Genomic DNA, 20,156 nt, shown 5'->3' with positions numbered 1-20,156 from the left:
AATAAATCATGATGAAATTACTTTTGTCACATAAATTTTAAGACATGCCAAATGAGTAAAAAAATTACCCTACTAGCACTTGCTTTAGTAGCATCTACTTATGCCTTTAGTCAAGTAAATAGTGATCAAGTCGAGAGATTAAAAGATACAACAAACTTAAGTGAGGTGATCATTAATCAAAATCGGCTGCAAATTCCTTTTACAAAACAAACAAGAAATATTCAAATTATAACGCAGGAAGATATCAAACGGTTGCCCGCACGATCTGTCAATGAACTATTAGCATACATAAATGGTGTCGATATCCGTCAAAGAGGACCATTCGGCTCACAGGCTGACGTCAACATTGATGGAGGTTCTTTTGAACAAACACTTATATTATTAAACGGAGCTAAAATATCAGACCCACAAACGGCTCATCATTCTCTTAACCTGCCCATTCCAACAGAAGCTATCGAACGCATTGAAATTATTAAAGGTCCTGCATCTCGAATTTATGGCATCAATAGTTTAACTGGTGCAATTAATATTGTCACAAAATCAGCAACAAGCAACCTCATCAGTGCTCAAGTATACACGGGAAGTTCTTTTCAAAACAGTGAGGATACAAAAACTGGAAAATACTATGGTAAAGGATTTCAGTTGGGCATCATGAATAAGACATCCAAGTTTGACCATCAGCTCTATTTAGGACATGAAGATTCAAATGGACAGCGCTATAACACCGCTTCAAAAAACAATAAAATTTATTATCAAGGAACTTATACTCCCGATAGTCTAAATAATATTGCTACATCTATTGGCTATATCGATAATCAGTTTGGAGCAAATGGTTATTATGCTTCTCCTGGAGATAAAGAATCCTACGAATTGGTTAAAACAGCATTTGCAACCATACAGTCGAAGCATAAACTCAGCGAAGCATTAACCCTATCTCCACGGATTTCTAATCGTTACAACGAAGACGATTACCGCTATTTTAGACATGACTTAAGTAAGGCAAGAAGTCAACATTACAATAACGCCTTTATGGCCGAATTAAATGCTAGTTACGATCAAAATTACGGTTCTTTTGGATTAGGGGTTGAAAGTCGTTTTGAAAATATAACCAGTTCCAATATAGGCAAGCACAGTCGTGAAAATTATGGTGGATACATCGAATTCAAGACTGAAATGATCAAAAATCTATATATCAACTTAGGTACTTATGTAAATTATAATAGTGACTACAGTTGGCAAGTATTCCCAGGTATAGATTTGGGATATGATCTGCATACCAATTGGAAATTGATTTTCAATGCGGGATCGAGTCAACGGATACCTTCGTTTACAGATCTGTATTTAAATCAAAGACCTGCTAACATTGGAAACCCTCAATTGCAAGCTGAACGAGCCAAACAAATCGAAGGGGCTGTGAAATATACGAGTGCGCATATCATTGCACAAGCAGGATATTTCTACAGAACGATTAGTGATTTTATAGACTGGACTCGTTCCGTAAATACAGAGCCTTGGCAACCACAAAACATCGATAACAATAAAGTACATGGTTTCCATGCCAATCTGCGCGTAGACCTAAATTCTCCAGAATCTCAAACAAAATATTACGCCACTATTGGTTACAGTTATTTGCATCCAAAATTAGAGGATGAACTTCCGAATGCTTCAAAATATACGATTGAAAGTTTGAGAAACCAAGTCAACTTAAACTTAACAGTGAGTCATAAAAGTTGGAGTTTAACAACTGCCAATCGCTTCAATGAACGACTTTCTTATAAATCGTATTATATTTCGGATGTTCGTGTTTCCAATCAAATCAACAAATTAAACCTCTATGCAGATGCACAGAATCTATTTAATGTGAAATACATTGAAGCTGGTGCAGTACCCATGCCAGGTACTTGGTATACACTGGGTGCAAAATACACGATTAGCTACTAAACTGATAAAAGGTGAGGCAAAATAAAATGGCCCCAAATAGTTGTTTACTATTTGGGGCCACTCATAGAATGATCTTTTTGTTATTTCTTCTTCATAACATATTGGATTCCACCAATAATATGCTGTTGAAATTTTTCAGTGTCAAAAGCATCTAAAGTATGGCCAAGCCCCGTATAGAATGATCGGCCGCCATCAAACTCTTGATACCAAGCAATGGGATGAAATTTTCCCATCTTCCCTCCTTTGTAGCTGGTCTCATCCAACTCCATTAATACATGAAGTCCCTTTTTCATTGATTTAAAATCATACCACTCGTCGCGATGAAACCAAATTTTAGGTAGATGCTTCGTTGCTTCGTGATGGTGATCGATGATGTTAATATTAGCTTTCTGAACGGCCGGATGCGAAGCAAAATATCCGCCAACAAGTTGTCCATACCAAGGCCAATTATATTCCGTATCGCTTGCAGCATGTATGCCTACAAATCCTTTACCAGATTGTATAAAACGAACAAATGCCGCTTTTTCACTTTCATTAAAAATATCTCCAGTTGTGCTCAAAAAAACTAAAGCATCGTATTTTGCTAGCGTAGAGTCTGTAAATAAGCGACTGTCTTCAGAATGATCGGCCTGCATATTATTGCTCAATGCTAATTGCTTTAATACCGCAGCACCATGTTCGATACTTTCATGTCTAAATCCCGTTGTCTTGGAAAAAATCAAAATTCGTTCTTGGGCACTCACCTGAGTCGCACAAAATGTTGTAAAGAAGAATACTACTTTTCTGAAAAGATTAGACATAGTTATAATGAGGTTTATGCAATTAAATTACGATAAAAATCTAAACTTTCCATAATTAAATCTTCCGTAACAAAAATATCATAGTCACATGATCCAATTTTACTCAACAAGGCAAACCCGATCTGATTGGAATGATTTTTCTTATCGTTATTCATCAAACCGAGTAGCTCATGATCAATGGAATCATCAAATTGATAGTCGTTGAAGTTTTTTCTAAATGTGGCAATTAAATCATGTAGATCTTCCAACGGAAGACCATTCAATTTGTGTGACAAATAACCTTCACAGATCATACCAACTGCAATAGCCTCACCGTGAAGTAGGGATTGCTCATCATGAACTAATGAATAACCTTCGATTGCATGACCAATCGTATGTCCAAAATTTAATATTTTACGAAGTCCTTTTTCCTTTGGATCTTGTGTGATCACCGTGTTTTTAATACCTACCGAATGTCTGACATATTCTGAAGTAATGGCATTTACATCAAGGTTTTTAATCTTGTTATAATAGGAACCATCGAAAATCAATCCATGTTTGATCACTTCTGCAAAACCCGAGATCAACTGTCTTCTTTCCAAAGTTTTCAAAAATACACTTGATATAAATACGGCTTGGGGCTGAGTAAATGTCCCGATGATATTTTTATAATTATCTAAATCTATTCCCGTTTTACCTCCAACAGATGCATCTACTTGAGACAATAATGTCGTAGGAACTTGAATAAAATCAATTCCTCTTTTGAATGTGGAGGCAGCGAAACCGCCCATATCGGTAACAACACCACCACCTAAATTAATTAATAAGCTATGTCTATCAGCGCCAAAATCAAGCATGGTATTCCATACACCGATACAAAAATCAATGTTCTTATTTTCTTCTCCAGGATCGACTTCAATCACATCAAAATTTCCGAGATCAGCCAAAATAGGTTGTAAAATAGGTAAACAATGATCACTGGTGTTTCGATCAACTAAGACCAAAATCTTGGAGTAATTTCTTTCTTGTATAAAGGTTTTTAGAGACTGTAAGGAGTCATCAAAGACTACTTGATAGCCTAAACTTTCTATAAATTGCATTTCTATTGCGTTCAGTTAATGTTTTTTATAAACAAATTTTGTTAAATATTATACCAATTTTACTTGTTGACCTTCAAATTCCACGATATCATGAGGTCTAACTTTCAGTCTTTTCCGGTAATCTACCTCACCATTAACAGTCACCATGCCCTCAGTTACAACTAACTGAGCCATAGCACCATGCTCCACCCAGTTTAAAGCTTTTAGTAACTGAATTAATGGAATATATTCTCCTTCGATTTTGAATGTTTGCATACAGCAAAAATAAGTTAATATTTCAGGAATCTCCTAATCAATAAGTGGTAATATTTTTGAATTTACTACATTTGTGTGGATTAGATTAAAATGATGACACAGATTGCTGAAACCAGAAAACTATCTTTTGATAATACAGAAATTGCATTCAAAAGTAAAACCGACAAAGATTTAGATCGTGCTTATTTACTTTACAAAGTAATAGCTAGCAACTTTTTAGTAAAAGTGGGTCCTCCAATCACTAATTTTGCACTTCATATTGGATTGCCTATCCAAGGAATCATAAAATCTACAATCTTCAAGCAATTTTGCGGAGGTGAAACAATTGAAGGCTGTACAGCAGCAATTAACCATTTGGGCGAAAACAACGTCGGTACAATTTTAGACTATTCGGTAGAAGGTGAAGATACAGAAGCGGCATTTGATGCTACTTTTAAAGAGACTTTACGTACAGTAGTTGCAGCTCAAACAAACAAATACATTCCTTTTTCTGTATTTAAACCTACTGGATTAGGCCGTTTTGATTTATTTGAAAAAGTAAATGCAAACAAAACATTAACGGAAGCAGAACAAGCGGAATACGACAGAATGTATGATCGTTGTGATCAAATTTGCAAGGCTTGTTATGAGGCAAATGTGAAGGTATTAATCGATGCCGAACACTCTTGGATCCAAGATGCTATTGATGATATCGCACGTGATATGATGGAAAAATACAATAAAGAACAACCTATTGTATATAACACCTATCAATTATACCGTCACGATAAATTAGCATCATTAAAAGCTGATTTTGATTATGCTAACACACAAAATTTCTTCATCGGTGCTAAAATTGTACGTGGTGCATATATGGAGATTGAGAGACAAAGAGCTGCAGAAAAAGGTTACCCAGATCCTATCCAACCAACAAAAGCAGCAACTGATAAAGATTATGATGCGGCTATCCATTTCATATTAGATCATATCGATCGCTTTGGTATGATGGCAGGTACTCATAATGAGGAAAGCAGTCTTTTGTTAGCAAATGAACTAGACAGACGTGGTATTGACCATAGAAGTGACCGCATCTATTTTGCACAATTGTTGGGAATGTCCGATAATTTGACATTCAACCTATCCGAATCAAACTATAATGTAGCAAAATATATGCCTTATGGACCGATTAAGGCTGTGATGCCCTATTTATTCCGTAGAGCACAGGAAAATACATCAGTTGCAGGCCAAACAGGTCGCGAGCTGGGTTTAATCATGAAAGAAAAACAAAGAAGAAAAGCTAGTCGTTAAGACTAGCTTTTTTTGTAAGTTTGCACAATAAAATTAACATATGTCACCTGAATCAATAGCGAAATTCAATAAACTTAATGAAATAGCCGAATCATACGAAGCCTTATTATTTGATGTGGATGGAACATTAGCTGATAATATAAGTGCACACAAAGCAGCATATGTGGCTGCTGCTGCAGAATATGATGTTTCATTAGATGATAGCCTCATCGATGAAACTGCTGGCTGGCCTACTGTTGCTGTAGCCAAAGAAATAGGTGTCCGATATCATAAAACTTTTGATGTTCAGGAATTTTCAACTCGTAAATCAGCCATTTTTATAGAACGATTTATTCAAGAAACACAACCTATAGATTATGTCGTCGAGCATTTAAAATTTCAAATTGGTAAGAAACGTATTGCAGCAGTATCAGGAGGATCAAGATCAACCTTAAATATTACACTCACGGTTCTTGATGTCTTGGATAAATTGGAAACTTTGGTATGTGCTGGTGATACTGCTCATGGCAAACCTTCTCCGGAACCATTTCTCTTGGCCGCAGAGAGATTGCAGATAGACCCATCAAAATGTTTAGTATATGAAGATGGAGTACCTGGAGTACAGGGAGCTTTAGCTGCTGGAATGGGAGCTGTACGTATTGACCAAATTTAAAAGCTGGTCACCACTTTTAAACCTCCATTGGTATAGTTCAAATCGGTGGATTTAAGCCCGCCAATAGGAAGCTTTACAAAGGGTTCGACTGCGACAGACAATTTCTTTCCTACTTGCATCTTTTTTCCAACAGAAAAATTGACAAACCCGTTAAACTCATTTGTATTAACGGCATTACCTTTAAAGGATTGTTTCATGTTTTCTGGAGCGTAAACTGCATTGCCATTATCTGCAGCAGTATGCTCATTGATTCCATTTACAAAATAATTTTCTTGCGTTTGATCTAATACACCTACATAAGATACGCCCACTGAAGTGTAGAAACTCTTCGTTACATGATAACGTACATCAACGGGTATATCAATGGTCAAAAGTTTATTATTGACAGCACTTAATTCTTTATCTGGAGCTTGCTGTTTAGCCAATAGCAATGATTCATCATTTTTGATGACTGGATTATTGGATACCGCTGCATTATAGGACATACTAGCTGATTGCACAGCGCTTAAATTATTTTGTCGATTTGCCCCTGCACCATATTGTTGCATAGAAACTCCCGATCGAATACTGATTTTATCCGTGACTTGGTAAGCTAAACTTAAACCTCCACCTAAGCTCATCTTATCAACAGTTGAAGATGGGGATACAAAGGCTCCTATTTCCCACTTTTTAATAGCTGAAGCAAAATCATGCTTTTCTGAATTTCCAGGATATAAAGATCCGAGGCTTTCCAGTTTTTCTGCAATGGAACGCGTAGTCTCTTTATTCTTATTGACACTACTATTGGTTACTAAATTATGATCCTTTACCCCCTCTCTTTTTGTTTCTACAATATCTTTAATCGTTGAAGGTTGAGGATCTATAAAATCATTTTTTTGATCATGATCATTGAAAGTTGGGGTTGAAAAGCTGAAGTCATGCCCAGCAGCAAGCCTGTTATGCTCATCATGACCTATGGCACGAACAGGACTTTGATCACTAGAATTGGAATTGGCTTCAGCACGATTTGTCTTAGGATCACTGAATGACCATGTCGGAGAATCGATTGTTGTATCTAAATCATCCTTTTGTTCAACCAGTTTTTCTACTAATTTTATGTGGGCGACAGCAGGTAAATCCTCTTGAGGTAAGTGTCTTAGATATAAGAATGAAGCACCGGCAATACATAATACTGCTGCGGCTGCACTCCAATACTTCCAATTAACTTGTTTTTTTGAAACAAGAGTAGTATGATTTGACGCAAATTTTTCCCAAGCCCCTTCCAAATAAGGAAGCTCATGAGCTTTCATTTTATCGACGATGTCGTCTATCAATTCCTTATCTTTTTCTTTTGTCATCTTAGTAACTACTTCTTATTATTTAAATTCCTGTCCTATCTTATTCTGTTCCAAATAAAGCATTCTTAGTTTTTGCTTTGCTCGAGTAAGATAAGTGCGGGAGGTGCTATCGGGAATTAATAGCTGTTTTGCAATTTCATCATGTGAAAAACCTTCAATCTCATATAAATTGAATATGATACGCTGCAATTCAGGTAATGAATCCAATAACTTCATGATATCGCTAACCTCTAAATTACTTGAATTATAGACCATCGGAACATGTATACTATTTTCTGCCACATCTTCCAATGAAGTCATCTGCTTTTTTGAACGCAGGAAATCAATCGAAATATTAGCTGCAATTCTACCGATCCATGATCGAAATGATTTTTCTAACACCTCTTCTTCAACTAAATGATTAAAAGAATCCAAACGTCTGAAAATTCGTATAAATGATTCATTCGTTAACTCTTCTGCATCTACATCGGATTTAACATAGCGAATAATGATAGCCATTAAGTAGCCATAGTACTTTTTATAGACAAAAGCCTTCCCTTGCTCACGATCACGCAAACACTCTTCCAGTGCACCTTTCAGCGTTTCTTGCTTTTCCTTTTTAAAGTATGATTGTATAATGCTCACTCAAATAAGACTATATTAATTTCCTAATCTTTATCTAAAATAATACTTTCTAAATTAAGATTCTAAAAGTCTTTATTTCAATTTTTGTCATGCTATTTATTAAGTACAGTTTAATAACGATCTCCAGTAACATTATGCTACAGGATTATTATTATAAAATATAAAATAGTTTGAGCTCCTATAAATGCAAAAAAAAAGCTATTTTTGTCTGATTTTTATATTATTTAATCCTTACCAATGAGTACTGTATTATCCGAACAGGAACAATTAAGAAGACAGGCATTGCAATCTCTTGTGGATTTGGGTATCGACCCCTATCCGGCTGAAGAGTTTGAGATCAGTGCAAATGCTGCTGATATATTAAAAAATTACGATAGAGATAAGCTTAACTATAAGAATATAAGCATTGCGGGACGTATCATGAGCCGTCGTGTCATGGGAAATGCCTCATTCTTTGAAATTCAAGATAGTTCAGGCCGTATTCAGGCTTATATAAAACGTGATGACATCTGTCCTGATGAGGATAAAACGATGTACAATATCGTGTTTAAAAAATTATTAGATATTGGTGACATCGTTGGAATCAAAGGCTATGTTTTTACAACTCAAACGGAAGCAATCTGTGTTCACGTTGAAAAATTAACAGTATTATCGAAGTCATTACGCCCTCTTCCAATTGTAAAAACTGCAGAAGGAAAAACATACGATGCTTTTACAGATCCCGAATTACGCTATAGAATGCGTTACGTTGATCTTGTTGTTAATCCGCAAAATAAAGAGATCTTCGTCAAAAGAACGAAGTTGTTTAGCGCTATGCGTAACTTCTTTAATGACGCAGGTTACATGGAAGTGGAAACTCCAGTTCTACAGTCTATCCCTGGGGGTGCGGCAGCTCGTCCATTTATAACGCATCACAATGCTTTAGATATGCCTCTATATTTGCGTATCGCAAATGAATTGTATCTGAAACGCTTGATCGTGGGCGGTTTTGATGGTGTTTACGAATTTTCAAAAAACTTCAGAAATGAAGGTATGGATCGCACACACAATCCAGAATTTACAGCAATGGAAATTTATGTAGCTTATAAAGACTACAACTGGATGATGAAATTTACAGAACAATTGTTAGAGCACTGTGCAATTGCTGTAAATGGAACAACGAAAACGACATTCGGTGAACATGAAATCGATTTCCGTGCTCCGTACAAAAGGATTACCATGGCGGATTCAATTAAGGAATTTACAGGCTTTGATATCACAGGGAAATCTGAACAAGAAATTTTCGAAGCTGCTAAGGAAATGGGAATTGCGGTGAACAACACCATGGGTAAAGGAAAATTAATTGATGAGATTTTTGGCGAAAAATGTGAAGGCAAATATATTCAACCGACGTTTATCACAGATTATCCAAAAGAAATGTCTCCATTGACTAAAAAGCACCGCGATAATCCAGAGATTACTGAACGCTTTGAATTAATGGTCTGTGGTAAAGAAATCGCAAATGCTTATTCAGAGTTGAATGACCCTATTGATCAGCGCGAACGTTTTGAAGCACAAATGGCATTATCCGCTCGTGGAGATGATGAAGCCATGTTTATCGATCAAGACTTTCTACGTGCATTGGAGTATGGTATGCCTCCAACCTCTGGTTTAGGTATTGGTATGGATCGTTTAATTATGTTCCTAACCAATAATGCTTCTATTCAAGAAGTATTATTCTTTCCTCAAATGCGTCCAGAAAAGATTGCAACAGTTGCTTCAACTGAGGATTATATAGCATTAGGAATTCCTGCGGAATGGGTACCTGTATTACAAAAAATGGGTTTTAATACTATACCTGAATTGAAAGAGGCTAATCCTAATAAAGTGTTTAACGACTTAGGTGGAATGCGTAAAAAAATGAAATTAGAAATCACAATGCCAACAAAAGACGAAGTCTTGGCTTGGTTTTCTTAAGTCACTATTTGACCAAAAAGGGTGCGATTATTTGTTTAATAATCGCACCCTTTTTAATTGAACTCTAATTTGATAGATTCATGTCACTCGACAGTAATTGTTTTACAAACAAAGCCATATCCAATAAATAAAAGAGAAAAAGCATTTACCTATTTCATTATTTAATCCTATTTTTATAAGGATAAACATTAAAAATGAAAAATATACTTTCCATAGATGGAGGTGGGATTAGAGGTGTAATACCAGCAATGGTATTAGTGGTATTAGAAGAAATTCTTCAAAAAAAATGCAATGACCCTGATGCTCGAATTGCTGAATATTTTGATTTCATAGCAGGCACAAGTACGGGAGGTATTCTGGCCTGTATTCTATTGTACCCGAGTGATGAAAACCCTTTAAAACCTAAATATTCTGCTAAAGAAGCGCTAAATCTCTATGTATCTCATGGTAGTGACATTTTTAAAACTACAAAATGGAGAAAATTTTTAAGTGAATTTGGCCTGGTAAGCGAATTATATTCCGCTAATGCATTAGAGAGTGTATTGGCAGAGTATTTTGGAGAAACGAAGTTAAGTCAGCTCATCAAGCCATGTATCATCACCGCTTATAACATCGAACTCCGAAAGAATCATTTTTTCAGACAGCAAAAGGCCATCACGCATGGTACAGCTCGCGACTTCTATTTAAAAGACGTTTGCCGGGCGACCTCAGCAGCCCCCACCTATTTCTCTGTTGCTGAAATCTACTCCATAGCTGGAACAAGATTTCCATTGGTTGATGGTGGAATGGTGGCTCAAAATCCATCCATTTGTGCTTTATTGGAAGTGATGAAGGCCTTTGAAGACACGGAAATAAACGATCTATTTATGGTTTCTTTAGGCACGGGTATAGCAAAGACCGCTTATAATTATGAACATTTTAAGAAAAAATTAGCTATTCAGATTGGGCCCGCATTAGTCGATATCATGACAAGCGCGTCTTCTGAAAGCACAGAGTTTTTTATTGAGCAATTATTTAAGTTCAATCGAAAATCTAAAAATTATATTCGTTTGGAGCCAACAAATATGTCAAGTGTTGAATCTTCCATGGATGCAGCTTCACAAAACAACATCCAAAAGCTCATCTCTCTGGCAGATAGACTTATGAGTGATAATGAATATCAATTGAATCAGATCGTAGATCATTTGATCAAAGAAAATAATGCTAAAAACAAGAAAAATCCTTGGTCTAAGTTGATGGATAGGTTGTAAAAGTTTACATTTACGCATATTTTAAATCAATATGGCACTAAATATCGTTTGGATCTCCTTTTTTGTTATTGCATTCATTGTTGCTTTGATCAAGCTCATTTTTTTTGGTGATACCGAGATTTTCATGAAAATAATCAATGGCATGTTTGACAGTGCTAAAAATGGGGCTGAAATTTCGTTAGGGTTAGTTGGTATGATGACTTTCTGGTTAGGAATCATGAAAGTTGGTGAGAAAGCGGGTATGATTACATTGTTTGCTAAAGCGGTTAATCCTTTTTTTAGTAAGCTATTTCCTGGGATTCCAAAAAATCACCCTGCAAATGGTTCTATTATCATGAATTTTTCTGCAAATATGCTTGGCTTGGATAATGCCGCCACGCCTGTTGGACTTAAGGCAATGCAAGAACTACAGGAACTCAATCCTGAAAAAGAAACAGCGACAAATGCGCAAATCATGTTTTTGGTCTTAAACACAGCTGGTATCGCACTAATTCCTACATCAGTCATTGCATTACGGATGGCTAATGGTGCCGCAAATCCTGCTGATATTTTTATTCCAGCTTTAATTGGAACATTTATTTCCTTTATATCTGGTATGGTAGCTGTTGCTTTTTTTCAGAAAATAAACCTATTTAAACTACCTATACTCATTTTTTTGGGCAGCTTTGTTGTTTTAATGGCTGCACTATATTTTGGTTTAAATGGCTTACCTCCTGAAAAAATTGAAATTGTAACTGGATTAATTGGTGGCGTTTTAATCTTTTCAATTATCATCCTATTTATCGTTTATGGTGCATTTAAAAAACTAAATGTATATGATGCTTTTATTGATGGGGCTAAAGATGGATTTAAAACGTCCATTATGATCATTCCTTTTTTAATCGCTATTTTGGTTGCTATTTCTGCTTTTAGAACTACCGGATGTATGGATTATATCGTGAATGCAATCGGTTCATGCTTTGCTTATTTTGGTTTAGACACCCGTTTTGTGCCAGCGCTTCCGGTTGGATTGATGAAAACGCTGAGCGGTGGAGGTGCACGAGGTCTTATGGTTGATGTGATGCAAGCCTATGGAGCGGATTCCTTTCAAGGCAGACTTGCAAGTGTGATTCAGGGATCGTCGGAAACAACTTTTTATGTTCTGGCCGTTTATTTTGGTTCTGTCGGTATTAAAAATACCAGACATGCTCTTATATGTGGCCTGATAGCTGATTTAGTGGGCTTAATTGCGGCTATTATTTTAGCCTATATCTTTTTTGGTTAAATTTTTCAATATTTTTTTAGATGATAAAAACAATTGCTTTAATCGCACACGATGGTAAGAAACCAGAAATGGTTGCTTTTGTAAAAGATCATATCGAGTTTTTAAGAAAGGCACATTTGGTCGCGACAGGTACAACTGGTTCTTATGTGAAACAAACAGGGCTTGAAGTGGAGCTAAAGTTAAGCGGTCCTATGGGGGGTGATGCACAAATTGCAGCTCTTGCAGCGGAAGGAAAGGTCGATGGCATCATTTTTTTTAGAGATCCACTTGGTAAACATGCTCATGAACCAGATATACAAATGTTAATGCGTGTCTGTGATTTATACAATGTTCCATTGGCAACCAATCCCGCGACAGGAAGCCTGATCATTGAAGGGCTATTGGAAGATGAATAAGGATTTAAAAAACTTTAAATACATACTATCCTAATTATTATTTATATTTAGAAATATGAACGATAACGAAATCTTGGTAACGATTGGCGACATTCCTTATACAACAACCATTACACATGGAAAAAATACCTTGATTGCTGATGAACCACAAGAATTAGGTGGACAAGATAAAGGGGTTAATCCTCCTGCCCTATTACTATCAGCAATAGGCTCATGTAAGGCAATGACAGTAAAAATGTATGCTGATCGTAAAAAATGGAAATTGGAAGAGGTCAATATTAAACTTTCCTATGAAACTTTAAAAAGTGAATTACAGCAAACAACCTATATAAAATGTCACCTCTCTTTTAAAGGAGAATTGGACCAGGAGCAAAAAGATCGTCTGCTACAGATTGCAGAAAAATGTCCTATTCACAAAATTCTGTCTAATCCAATTATCATTTCTTCTAATTTGATCTAAAAAAATCGATTAGAATTTTTGATTACATCCATCAGATGCTATATTTGTCGCCACAAAGAATCTATGAACATGCAAAATGAACAGCACACTCCAATTGACTCTCCTTTTACTTCAATAAAAAGAGAAAATTGGAAAAAACTGAATGGTCACTTGAAGCACACATTTTCGCAACACGATTTGGATCAATTGCATGCACTCAATGAACCTTTGAACGCTGAAGAAATTGAAGATGTATATTTTCCGCTAAGTCATCTTTTGGGTATTCATATTGAACGTTTTCAGGACTTACATAAAAGTACAAATCTTTTTTTTGAAAAAAATGAAAGTACGCTTCCATTTATTATAGGTATTGCAGGTTCCGTTGCTGTTGGAAAAAGTACGACTGCGCGTGTATTACAACGGGTTTTGAGTCTCCTTCCTAATAAGCCAAAAGTAGATTTAGTAACGACGGATGGCTTCTTGTATCCTAATCATATCTTAAATGAGCGAGATATCATGAATAGAAAGGGCTTCCCTGAAAGTTACGATGCTAAAAAATTAATACAATTTTTATCGGCGATAAAATCCGGTATGGGATCACTTTCGGTCCCCTTATATAGTCATCTTGAATATGATGTCCTACCAGATGATCAACAACAATTGATAGATCACCCGGATATCCTTATTGTTGAAGGGATCAATGTATTGCAAGTCAATTCACAAAGACCAAGAAAAGGACACAGTGTTTTCGTTTCTGATTTCTTTGATTATTCCATTTATGTTCATGCCAGTGAAAAAAATCTATTAGAGTGGTATACCAATAGATTTGAGTCTTTACGACGTACAGCTTTCCAAAATCCAGCATCTTTTTTTCATCGCTATGCCGATATGAATGCAGAAGAGAGTATTCAGATGGCGCATCAAATCTGGAATGAGATCAACAAACCAAATCTAATACACAATATATTGCCGACTCGATATCGAGCAGATCTGATCTTAGAAAAAGGTAGTCATCATTTCGTTAAAAATGTAAAAGTTCGCAAAATCTAGTCTTCTCTAGATCGAAATAATAACATTTCATTTAAGATTTCATTTTGAATCTGATGATGTAACTTATTGCTACTGGATATGGTCGTCAGTTCAATTTTATATTTAACAAAATCCTTGCCCACTTCAGCGACTTTTATTTTAAATAAATCATTCCAAATAATGTTGCTATTTACTTTAAGCAACGGCTTTAAATGGTTTTCAAAAGAAGTAATCTCAAGAGGTTTTTCTAAAGGAAGTTCAAACTTGACAATGAGCTTATTGGACTTTTGAGATGACTTATTCACCATAGTGGAAGTAAATATCAGATTATTAGGAATTAACACCACATCATCATCTTCATCCCTAACAACAATATTGGCTAGGGTAATATCAACGATCTTACCTTGATAATTGCTGATTTTAATATGATCTCCAATAGAAAATTGGTCAGAGAACATGACCAATAATCCACTAATCATATTGGTTATGTATTCCCTAAAGATAACGGCTATCGCCATCGCGACAATGGTCATACTGGTTATAAATTCCTTCGGATCAATACCCAATGCAATCATCACAGTAACCACAATCATAACAGCATTTAGCACACGCGCAACGCGTGAGATACCTAAAACAAAATTACCCCTGACATCGTGATTTGCATGTTTACGATTATACAGCGAAACAATTAAAAATCGTCCAATTGAAATGAGAAGATTGGCTGTCAAAAATGTGTTTAAAGCATAAGCAAAATGTAGTATAATACGATTTTGCTCGTAAAATGAGGCTAAACCAACAAATGAGTAGCTTAAGGCTAACCAAAGAATACAACGAATGACGAATGATAGGGACAATTTATTTTTAACCATTTAAATCTGATTTTCTTAAGGAACTAAACTAATCATTTTTCAATCAATATAGAAAAATGATACACCTAAAATTAAGTATATTTGCAGTAGACCAGCGGTCGAAAAAGTATGAACGAAGAAACAACAACTGTAGAGCTTACTGTAACCGGGATGCATTGCACCAATTGTGCAATAGCTATACATCAATATTTAGAGAAAAAGGACGCTAAAGATATATTTGTGGATTTTGCTTCAGATGAAGTGAAGTTTTCCGGTATTGCACAAGAAAATCTTAGAGAAATAACCAAGGGAATAGAAAACTTAGGCTTCCATGTCATAACTGATGAAGCACCTAAAGAGCATTTTTACAAAAAAATAGAAACTAAATTTTGGTTTAGTCTGATTTTTACGATTCCATTATTTGCCCATATGTTTATACATCATTCCTTGTTGCATGATCCTTATGTACAACTTGCGCTTTGTGTTCCTGTATTCTTACTTGGTTTCTTTCATTTTGGTAAAAGTGCATTCTTCTCCTTAAGGAATGGAATGCCCAATATGGATGTGCTTATATTTATAGGTTCGTCGGCAGCATTCACCTATAGTCTCATCGGTACCATCCAGCAGCTGGGCCCTGATTATATGTTTTATGAAACATGTGCTACGATTATTACTTTAGTTCTTTTAGGAAACTTGCTAGAAAAGAAGTCTGTCAAAAAAACAACTTCAGCAATTGGAGATCTCATCAAAATTCAAAATGTGAATACGACCAGAATTTCAAGTGAACATGAAGAAATAATACATACGAAAGATGTCAAACAAGGAGATGTTTTACTCATTAGATCAGGGGATCTCATCCCTGTAGATGGTGATATTTTATCTGGAGATGGGTTTGTAAATGAAGCCATGATTACGGGAGAAAGTCTACCTGTATTTAAAAAGAAATATGATAGCGTTATTGGAGGAACAACCTTAACAGATGGAAACTTTAAGATAACTGCAACTAAGGTTGGTCGAAAAACGGTACTTTCACAGATCATATCACTGATTAAAGATGCGCAATCAAAAAAACCTCCTATTCAAAAGCTGGGTGATAAAGTTGCCTCATATTTTGTACCCTTAGTGGTTGTCATAGCGGTGTTCACATTTTTCATCACGTATTTTATTGCTGAAATTTCATTACAGCAATCGTTAATGAATGCCATTGCTGTACTTGTCGTCTCCTGTCCTTGTGCTATGGGGTTAGCAACACCAACGGCAATCATGGTCGGCTTAGGTAGAGCCGCAAAAATGGGAATATTAATCAAAGGAGGCGATACGATCGAAGAAATGTCCGAACTGAAGTATATGGTATTTGATAAAACAGGTACTTTGACAACGGGCGATTTTAATATTAAAGCAATCCAAACCTTTGGTATCGAACAAAAGCAAGTTGAATCTATTATCGCTCAATTAGAAAGTTATTCTAATCATCCTATTGCAACCTCTATCCGACAACACATGACTGAGGTGAAAGCATACCGCATCATCTTTCAGCATGTCAAGGAAATTAAGAGCGAAGGCATCTATGCAACAGATACCAACAACAATGCATACAAACTGATCAATGCACGATTAGGAAAAGTTGATTATTCAAACCGTTATGACTTAATATTGTCGATCAATGATGTTGTTGTTGCGGGACTGGTTATTGAAGATCAAATAAAACCTTACGCAAAAGAATTGATTCAGGCGATTAAAGCTAAAAACATTACTCCCGTCATACTAAGTGGCGATCGCAAAACAAAATGCGATCAGGTGGCCCAAAAATTAGGAATAGCAGAAGTTTATTCAGACCGCAATCCAGAAGAAAAATTAAACATCATCAATCAATTAAAAAAAACAGGTATCACCGCCATGGTTGGAGATGGAATCAATGATGCCCCTGCCCTAACAACAGCACATGTTGGAATCTCTTTGGGCGACGCGAGTCACATTGCGATTCAATCGGCAAAAATAATCTTATTAAACTCCGATTTAAAATCCATTGAGAATCTATTACTTATTGGTCGACATACCTTACAAACAATCAAGGAAAATCTATTTTGGGCTTTTGCTTATAACATCGTGGCGATACCACTTGCAGCGATGGGATTTTTAGGTCCTATGCTGGCGGCATTCTCTATGGCATTTTCAGATGTTATTGTGATTGGCAATTCACTTCGACTACGTTTTAAAAAATTAAGATAAAGAGCAACTGTGATTAGATTTTGATTTTAAAATCAATAAAAAAATAGACTATTTTTTTCACTATCTTGAACCTCAAAACATTCGCTTTTGAGGTTATTTTTTTGTAACTTCGCATGCGTAGCAATCCGTGTAGACGGTATTGTTTAATAGTTTTATCGAAACCAAATTAATATGGCTGAAGAAACAGAAAATGATAATAATTTAGTGCCTGCAAACGATCGAATTATTTCGGTAAGTATAGAGGATCAAATGAAAACTGCTTACATTGATTATTCAATGACAGTTATTGTTTCTCGTGCATTACCAGATGCTAGAGATGGCATGAAGCCTGTACACCGTCGTGTTCTTTATGGCATGTTGGATTTAGGTGTTACAAGTAGTAAACCTTACAAAAAGTCGGCACGTATCGTTGGTGACGTTTTAGGAAAGTACCATCCACATGGTGATACTTCCGTATACGATGCAATGGTGCGTCTAGCGCAAGATTGGAACATGCGCTATCCTTTAGTGGACGGGCAGGGTAACTACGGTTCAGTCGATGGAGATCCACCTGCAGCAATGCGTTATACAGAAGCAAGATTGAAAAAAATTGCTGAGGAGATTTTATCGGACATTAATAAAGATACAGTTGACTATCAATTGAACTTTGATGACTCTTTACAAGAGCCAACAGTATTACCTACCCGTATTCCTAATTTATTAGTAAACGGAGCATCGGGTATCGCTGTGGGTATGGCGACAAATATGGCGCCGCACAACTTGACAGAGGTCATCAATGGTACAGTTGCCTATATTAATAACCGCGATATTGACATTCCAGAATTGATGCAATATATCAAAGGTCCAGATTTCCCTACTGGTGGTTTGATATATGGTTATTCGGGAGTGCAAGATGCTGAAAATACAGGCCGTGGTCGTGTGGTCATGCGTGCAAAAACCGAAATTGAAGTATCAAAATCAGGTAGAGAATCGATCGTTGTCACGGAGATTCCTTATCAAATCAATAAAGCGAATATGATTGAACGTACCGCTGAATTGGTTAATGAGAAAAAATTAGAAGGTATTTCAGCCATTCGGGACGAATCGGATCGTACGGGTTTACGTGTTGTATATGATATCAAACGTGATGCTAATGCAAACGTCGTACTCAATAATCTATTTAAGTATACAGCTTTACAGACATCATTTTCAGTAAATAACATCGCACTTGTCAAAGGAAGACCAGTGTTGATGAATTTGAAAGATATGATTCAGGTATTTGTAGATCACCGTCATGATGTAATTACACGTCGTACTCGATTTGAATTATCTGAAGCAGAAAAAAGAGCACATATATTAGAAGGGTATTTAATTGCTCTAGACCATTTAGACGAGGTCATTAAACTTATTCGTGCTTCGGCAACTCCTGAAGATGCCCGCGTAGGTTTAATGGAGAAATTTGGTTTATCGGATCTCCAAGCTCGTGCTATTCTAGATATGACGCTTCGTCGTCTAACTGGACTAGAACATGACAAAATTAAAGAAGAATATGCTGAATTAATGAAAACAATCGAATACTTAAAATCTGTTCTAGCAGACGAAAGTCTTCGTATGCAAATCATTAAGGATGAATTGATCGAAATCAGAGAGAAATATGGTGACGAACGTAGATCGGTTATCGTACACTCCGCTGAAGATATGCGTATGGAAGATTTTATTGACGATGAAGAAATCGTGATTACAATCTCTCACAATAGTTATGTAAAACGTACTCCACTTACTGAATATAAACGTCAAGGTCGTGGTGGACGTGGATCTATCGGTTCCACTACACGTGAAGAAGACTTTACGGAACATATCATTACAGCTTCTGCACATAATTACATGTTGCTATTTACAGAATCTGGACGTTGTTTCTGGCTTCGTGCATTTGAGGTACCTGAAGGAAGCAGAACTTCTAGAGGTCGTGCTTTACAGAATATTATTAATATTCCAAAAGACGAAAAAATTAAGGCCTACATTTTAGTGAAGAACTTAAAAGACCAAGAATATCTGGAGAATAATTTCATCATTATGTGTACTAAGAAAGGTACAATTAAGAAAACATCTTTAGAAGCTTACTCTCGCCCTCGTGCTAATGGTATTAATGCTATTAACATCAACGAAGGAGATCAATTATTAGAAGCATGTTTAACTAGTGGAACTAGCGAAATTGTAATGGCATTACGCTCTGGACGCGCTATTCGCTTTAACGAGTCTACGGTTAGACCTATGGGAAGAACAGCTACTGGTGTTCGCGGTATCACTTTAGGTAGTGAAACTGATGAAGTAATTGGTATGATTAGTGTAGATGATCCAGAGACTACAGTACTTGTTGTTTCGGAAAAAGGCTATGGAAAACGTACAGACATTGAAGATTACCGCGTTACAAACCGTGGTGGTAAAGGTGTAAAAACGATTAGCGTTACAGAAAAAACAGGTAGTTTAGTCGCAGTAAAAGGTGTTAACGATACTGAAGATTTGATGATCATCAATAAATCAGGAATTGTTATTCGTATTTCAGTAGAACAATTAAGAGTAATGGGACGTGCTACACAAGGTGTACGTTTGATCAATCTTAAAGGTGATGATGAAATTGCCTCTATTACTAAAGTAGATCGAGAAGAAGAAGAAGAAGAAGAAATTATCGCAACTGAAGATGGTGAAATACCAACAACAGAAGATGGTGAGACTTCTACGGAAATAACAGAAACCGATCAAGACGAGAAATCTGAATCTAACGAAGAATAAAA

The 20,156-nt window shown here is 36.1% G+C and carries 17 protein-coding genes; 11 read left to right on the top strand and 6 right to left on the bottom strand.

The features are described 5' to 3' along the window. The first annotated feature begins 51 nt into the window (after positions 1-51). A complete protein-coding gene (locus C8N37_RS03520; protein WP_108157570.1) occupies positions 52-1,941 on the top strand; it encodes a TonB-dependent receptor plug domain-containing protein in 1,890 nt (629 codons plus the stop codon). Positions 1,942-2,021: 80 nt separating this feature from the next. Here the strand turns inward: C8N37_RS03520 and C8N37_RS03515 are convergent, their stop codons facing one another. The 3 genes from C8N37_RS03515 to C8N37_RS03505 are packed head-to-tail and all read right to left on the bottom strand — an operon-like array spanning position 2,022 to position 4,075. Further along, positions 2,022-2,741 (bottom strand): ThuA domain-containing protein, encoded by a 720-nt coding sequence (locus C8N37_RS03515; RefSeq protein ID WP_108157569.1) that lies wholly within the window; start codon positions 2,739-2,741, stop codon positions 2,022-2,024. A 14-nt stretch (positions 2,742-2,755) separates the two neighbouring features. Further along, positions 2,756-3,820 (bottom strand): 3-dehydroquinate synthase, encoded by a 1,065-nt coding sequence (gene aroB, locus C8N37_RS03510; RefSeq protein ID WP_108157568.1) that lies wholly within the window; start codon positions 3,818-3,820, stop codon positions 2,756-2,758. 48 nt (positions 3,821-3,868) lie between these two features. After that, the gene (locus C8N37_RS03505) at positions 3,869-4,075 is read right to left on the bottom strand and encodes an RNA-binding S4 domain-containing protein (protein ID WP_108157567.1); all 207 of its coding nucleotides are present in this window, start codon (positions 4,073-4,075) and stop codon (positions 3,869-3,871) included. A 93-nt stretch (positions 4,076-4,168) separates the two neighbouring features. Between C8N37_RS03505 and C8N37_RS03500 the strand changes: the two genes are divergently transcribed. Both C8N37_RS03500 and C8N37_RS03495 read left to right on the top strand, forming a co-directional pair. Then, positions 4,169-5,362 (top strand): proline dehydrogenase family protein, encoded by a 1,194-nt coding sequence (locus tag C8N37_RS03500; protein ID WP_373866216.1) that lies wholly within the window; start codon positions 4,169-4,171, stop codon positions 5,360-5,362. A gap of 40 nt (positions 5,363-5,402) precedes the next feature. Further along, complete coding sequence (locus C8N37_RS03495) at positions 5,403-6,014, top strand: HAD family hydrolase (RefSeq protein ID WP_108157565.1); 612 nt, start codon at positions 5,403-5,405, stop codon at positions 6,012-6,014. Here C8N37_RS03495 and C8N37_RS03490 read toward each other — a convergent pair. After that, entirely contained in the window at positions 6,011-7,351 is a 1,341-nt protein-coding gene (locus C8N37_RS03490) for a hypothetical protein (protein WP_108157564.1), read from the bottom strand. The two genes, C8N37_RS03495 and C8N37_RS03490, sit on opposite strands and share 4 nt — an antisense overlap. Before the next feature lie 18 nt (positions 7,352-7,369). Further along, a complete protein-coding gene (locus tag C8N37_RS03485) occupies positions 7,370-7,975 on the bottom strand; it encodes an RNA polymerase sigma factor (protein WP_108157563.1) in 606 nt (201 codons plus the stop codon). Between the two features lie 237 nt (positions 7,976-8,212). On the opposite strand from C8N37_RS03485, the gene lysS reads away from it, so the two are divergent. The 6 genes from lysS to coaA all read left to right on the top strand — a co-directional run bounded on the left by lysS (position 8,213) and on the right by coaA (position 14,329). After that, on the top strand, positions 8,213-9,931 hold the full coding sequence (gene lysS, locus C8N37_RS03480) for a lysine--tRNA ligase (protein ID WP_108157562.1): 1,719 nt from the start codon (positions 8,213-8,215) through the stop codon (positions 9,929-9,931). 194 nt (positions 9,932-10,125) lie between these two features. Beyond that, positions 10,126-11,181, top strand: coding sequence for a patatin-like phospholipase family protein (locus C8N37_RS03475; protein ID WP_108157561.1), 1,056 nt, complete (start codon positions 10,126-10,128; stop codon positions 11,179-11,181). 31 nt (positions 11,182-11,212) lie between these two features. After that, positions 11,213-12,445, top strand: a complete 1,233-nt coding sequence (locus C8N37_RS03470; RefSeq protein WP_108157560.1) for a nucleoside recognition domain-containing protein — start codon at positions 11,213-11,215, stop codon at positions 12,443-12,445. 20 nt (positions 12,446-12,465) lie between these two features. Beyond that, positions 12,466-12,840 carry a methylglyoxal synthase gene (locus C8N37_RS03465; RefSeq protein ID WP_045754487.1) on the top strand — a complete coding sequence of 125 codons (375 nt, stop codon included), beginning with the start codon at positions 12,466-12,468 and terminating at the stop codon, positions 12,838-12,840. Between the two features lie 55 nt (positions 12,841-12,895). Beyond that, positions 12,896-13,300 (top strand): OsmC family protein, encoded by a 405-nt coding sequence (locus tag C8N37_RS03460; RefSeq protein WP_045754486.1) that lies wholly within the window; start codon positions 12,896-12,898, stop codon positions 13,298-13,300. 69 nt (positions 13,301-13,369) lie between these two features. Continuing rightward, positions 13,370-14,329 carry a type I pantothenate kinase gene (gene coaA, locus C8N37_RS03455; protein ID WP_108157559.1) on the top strand — a complete coding sequence of 320 codons (960 nt, stop codon included), beginning with the start codon at positions 13,370-13,372 and terminating at the stop codon, positions 14,327-14,329. On the opposite strand, the gene C8N37_RS03450 is transcribed toward coaA, so the two are convergent. Beyond that, positions 14,326-15,177 carry a mechanosensitive ion channel family protein gene (locus C8N37_RS03450; RefSeq protein WP_108157558.1) on the bottom strand — a complete coding sequence of 284 codons (852 nt, stop codon included), beginning with the start codon at positions 15,175-15,177 and terminating at the stop codon, positions 14,326-14,328. The two genes, coaA and C8N37_RS03450, sit on opposite strands and share 4 nt — an antisense overlap. A 108-nt stretch (positions 15,178-15,285) precedes the next feature. Here C8N37_RS03450 and C8N37_RS03445 point away from each other — a divergent pair, with 108 nt between their 5' ends. Together C8N37_RS03445 and gyrA are read left to right on the top strand one after the other, a co-directional pair. Then, positions 15,286-17,385 carry a heavy metal translocating P-type ATPase gene (locus tag C8N37_RS03445; RefSeq protein WP_108157557.1) on the top strand — a complete coding sequence of 700 codons (2,100 nt, stop codon included), beginning with the start codon at positions 15,286-15,288 and terminating at the stop codon, positions 17,383-17,385. Between the two features lie 171 nt (positions 17,386-17,556). Beyond that, positions 17,557-20,154, top strand: coding sequence for a DNA gyrase subunit A (gene gyrA, locus C8N37_RS03440; RefSeq protein WP_108157556.1), 2,598 nt, complete (start codon positions 17,557-17,559; stop codon positions 20,152-20,154). The last annotated feature ends 2 nt before the right edge of the window (positions 20,155-20,156 follow it).

The organism is Sphingobacterium faecium (assembly GCF_003054045.1).
In the GTDB taxonomy this organism is placed as follows: Bacteria; Bacteroidota; Bacteroidia; order Sphingobacteriales; family Sphingobacteriaceae; genus Sphingobacterium; species Sphingobacterium faecium.
This window is presented reverse-complemented; position numbering and strand designations above follow the sequence as displayed.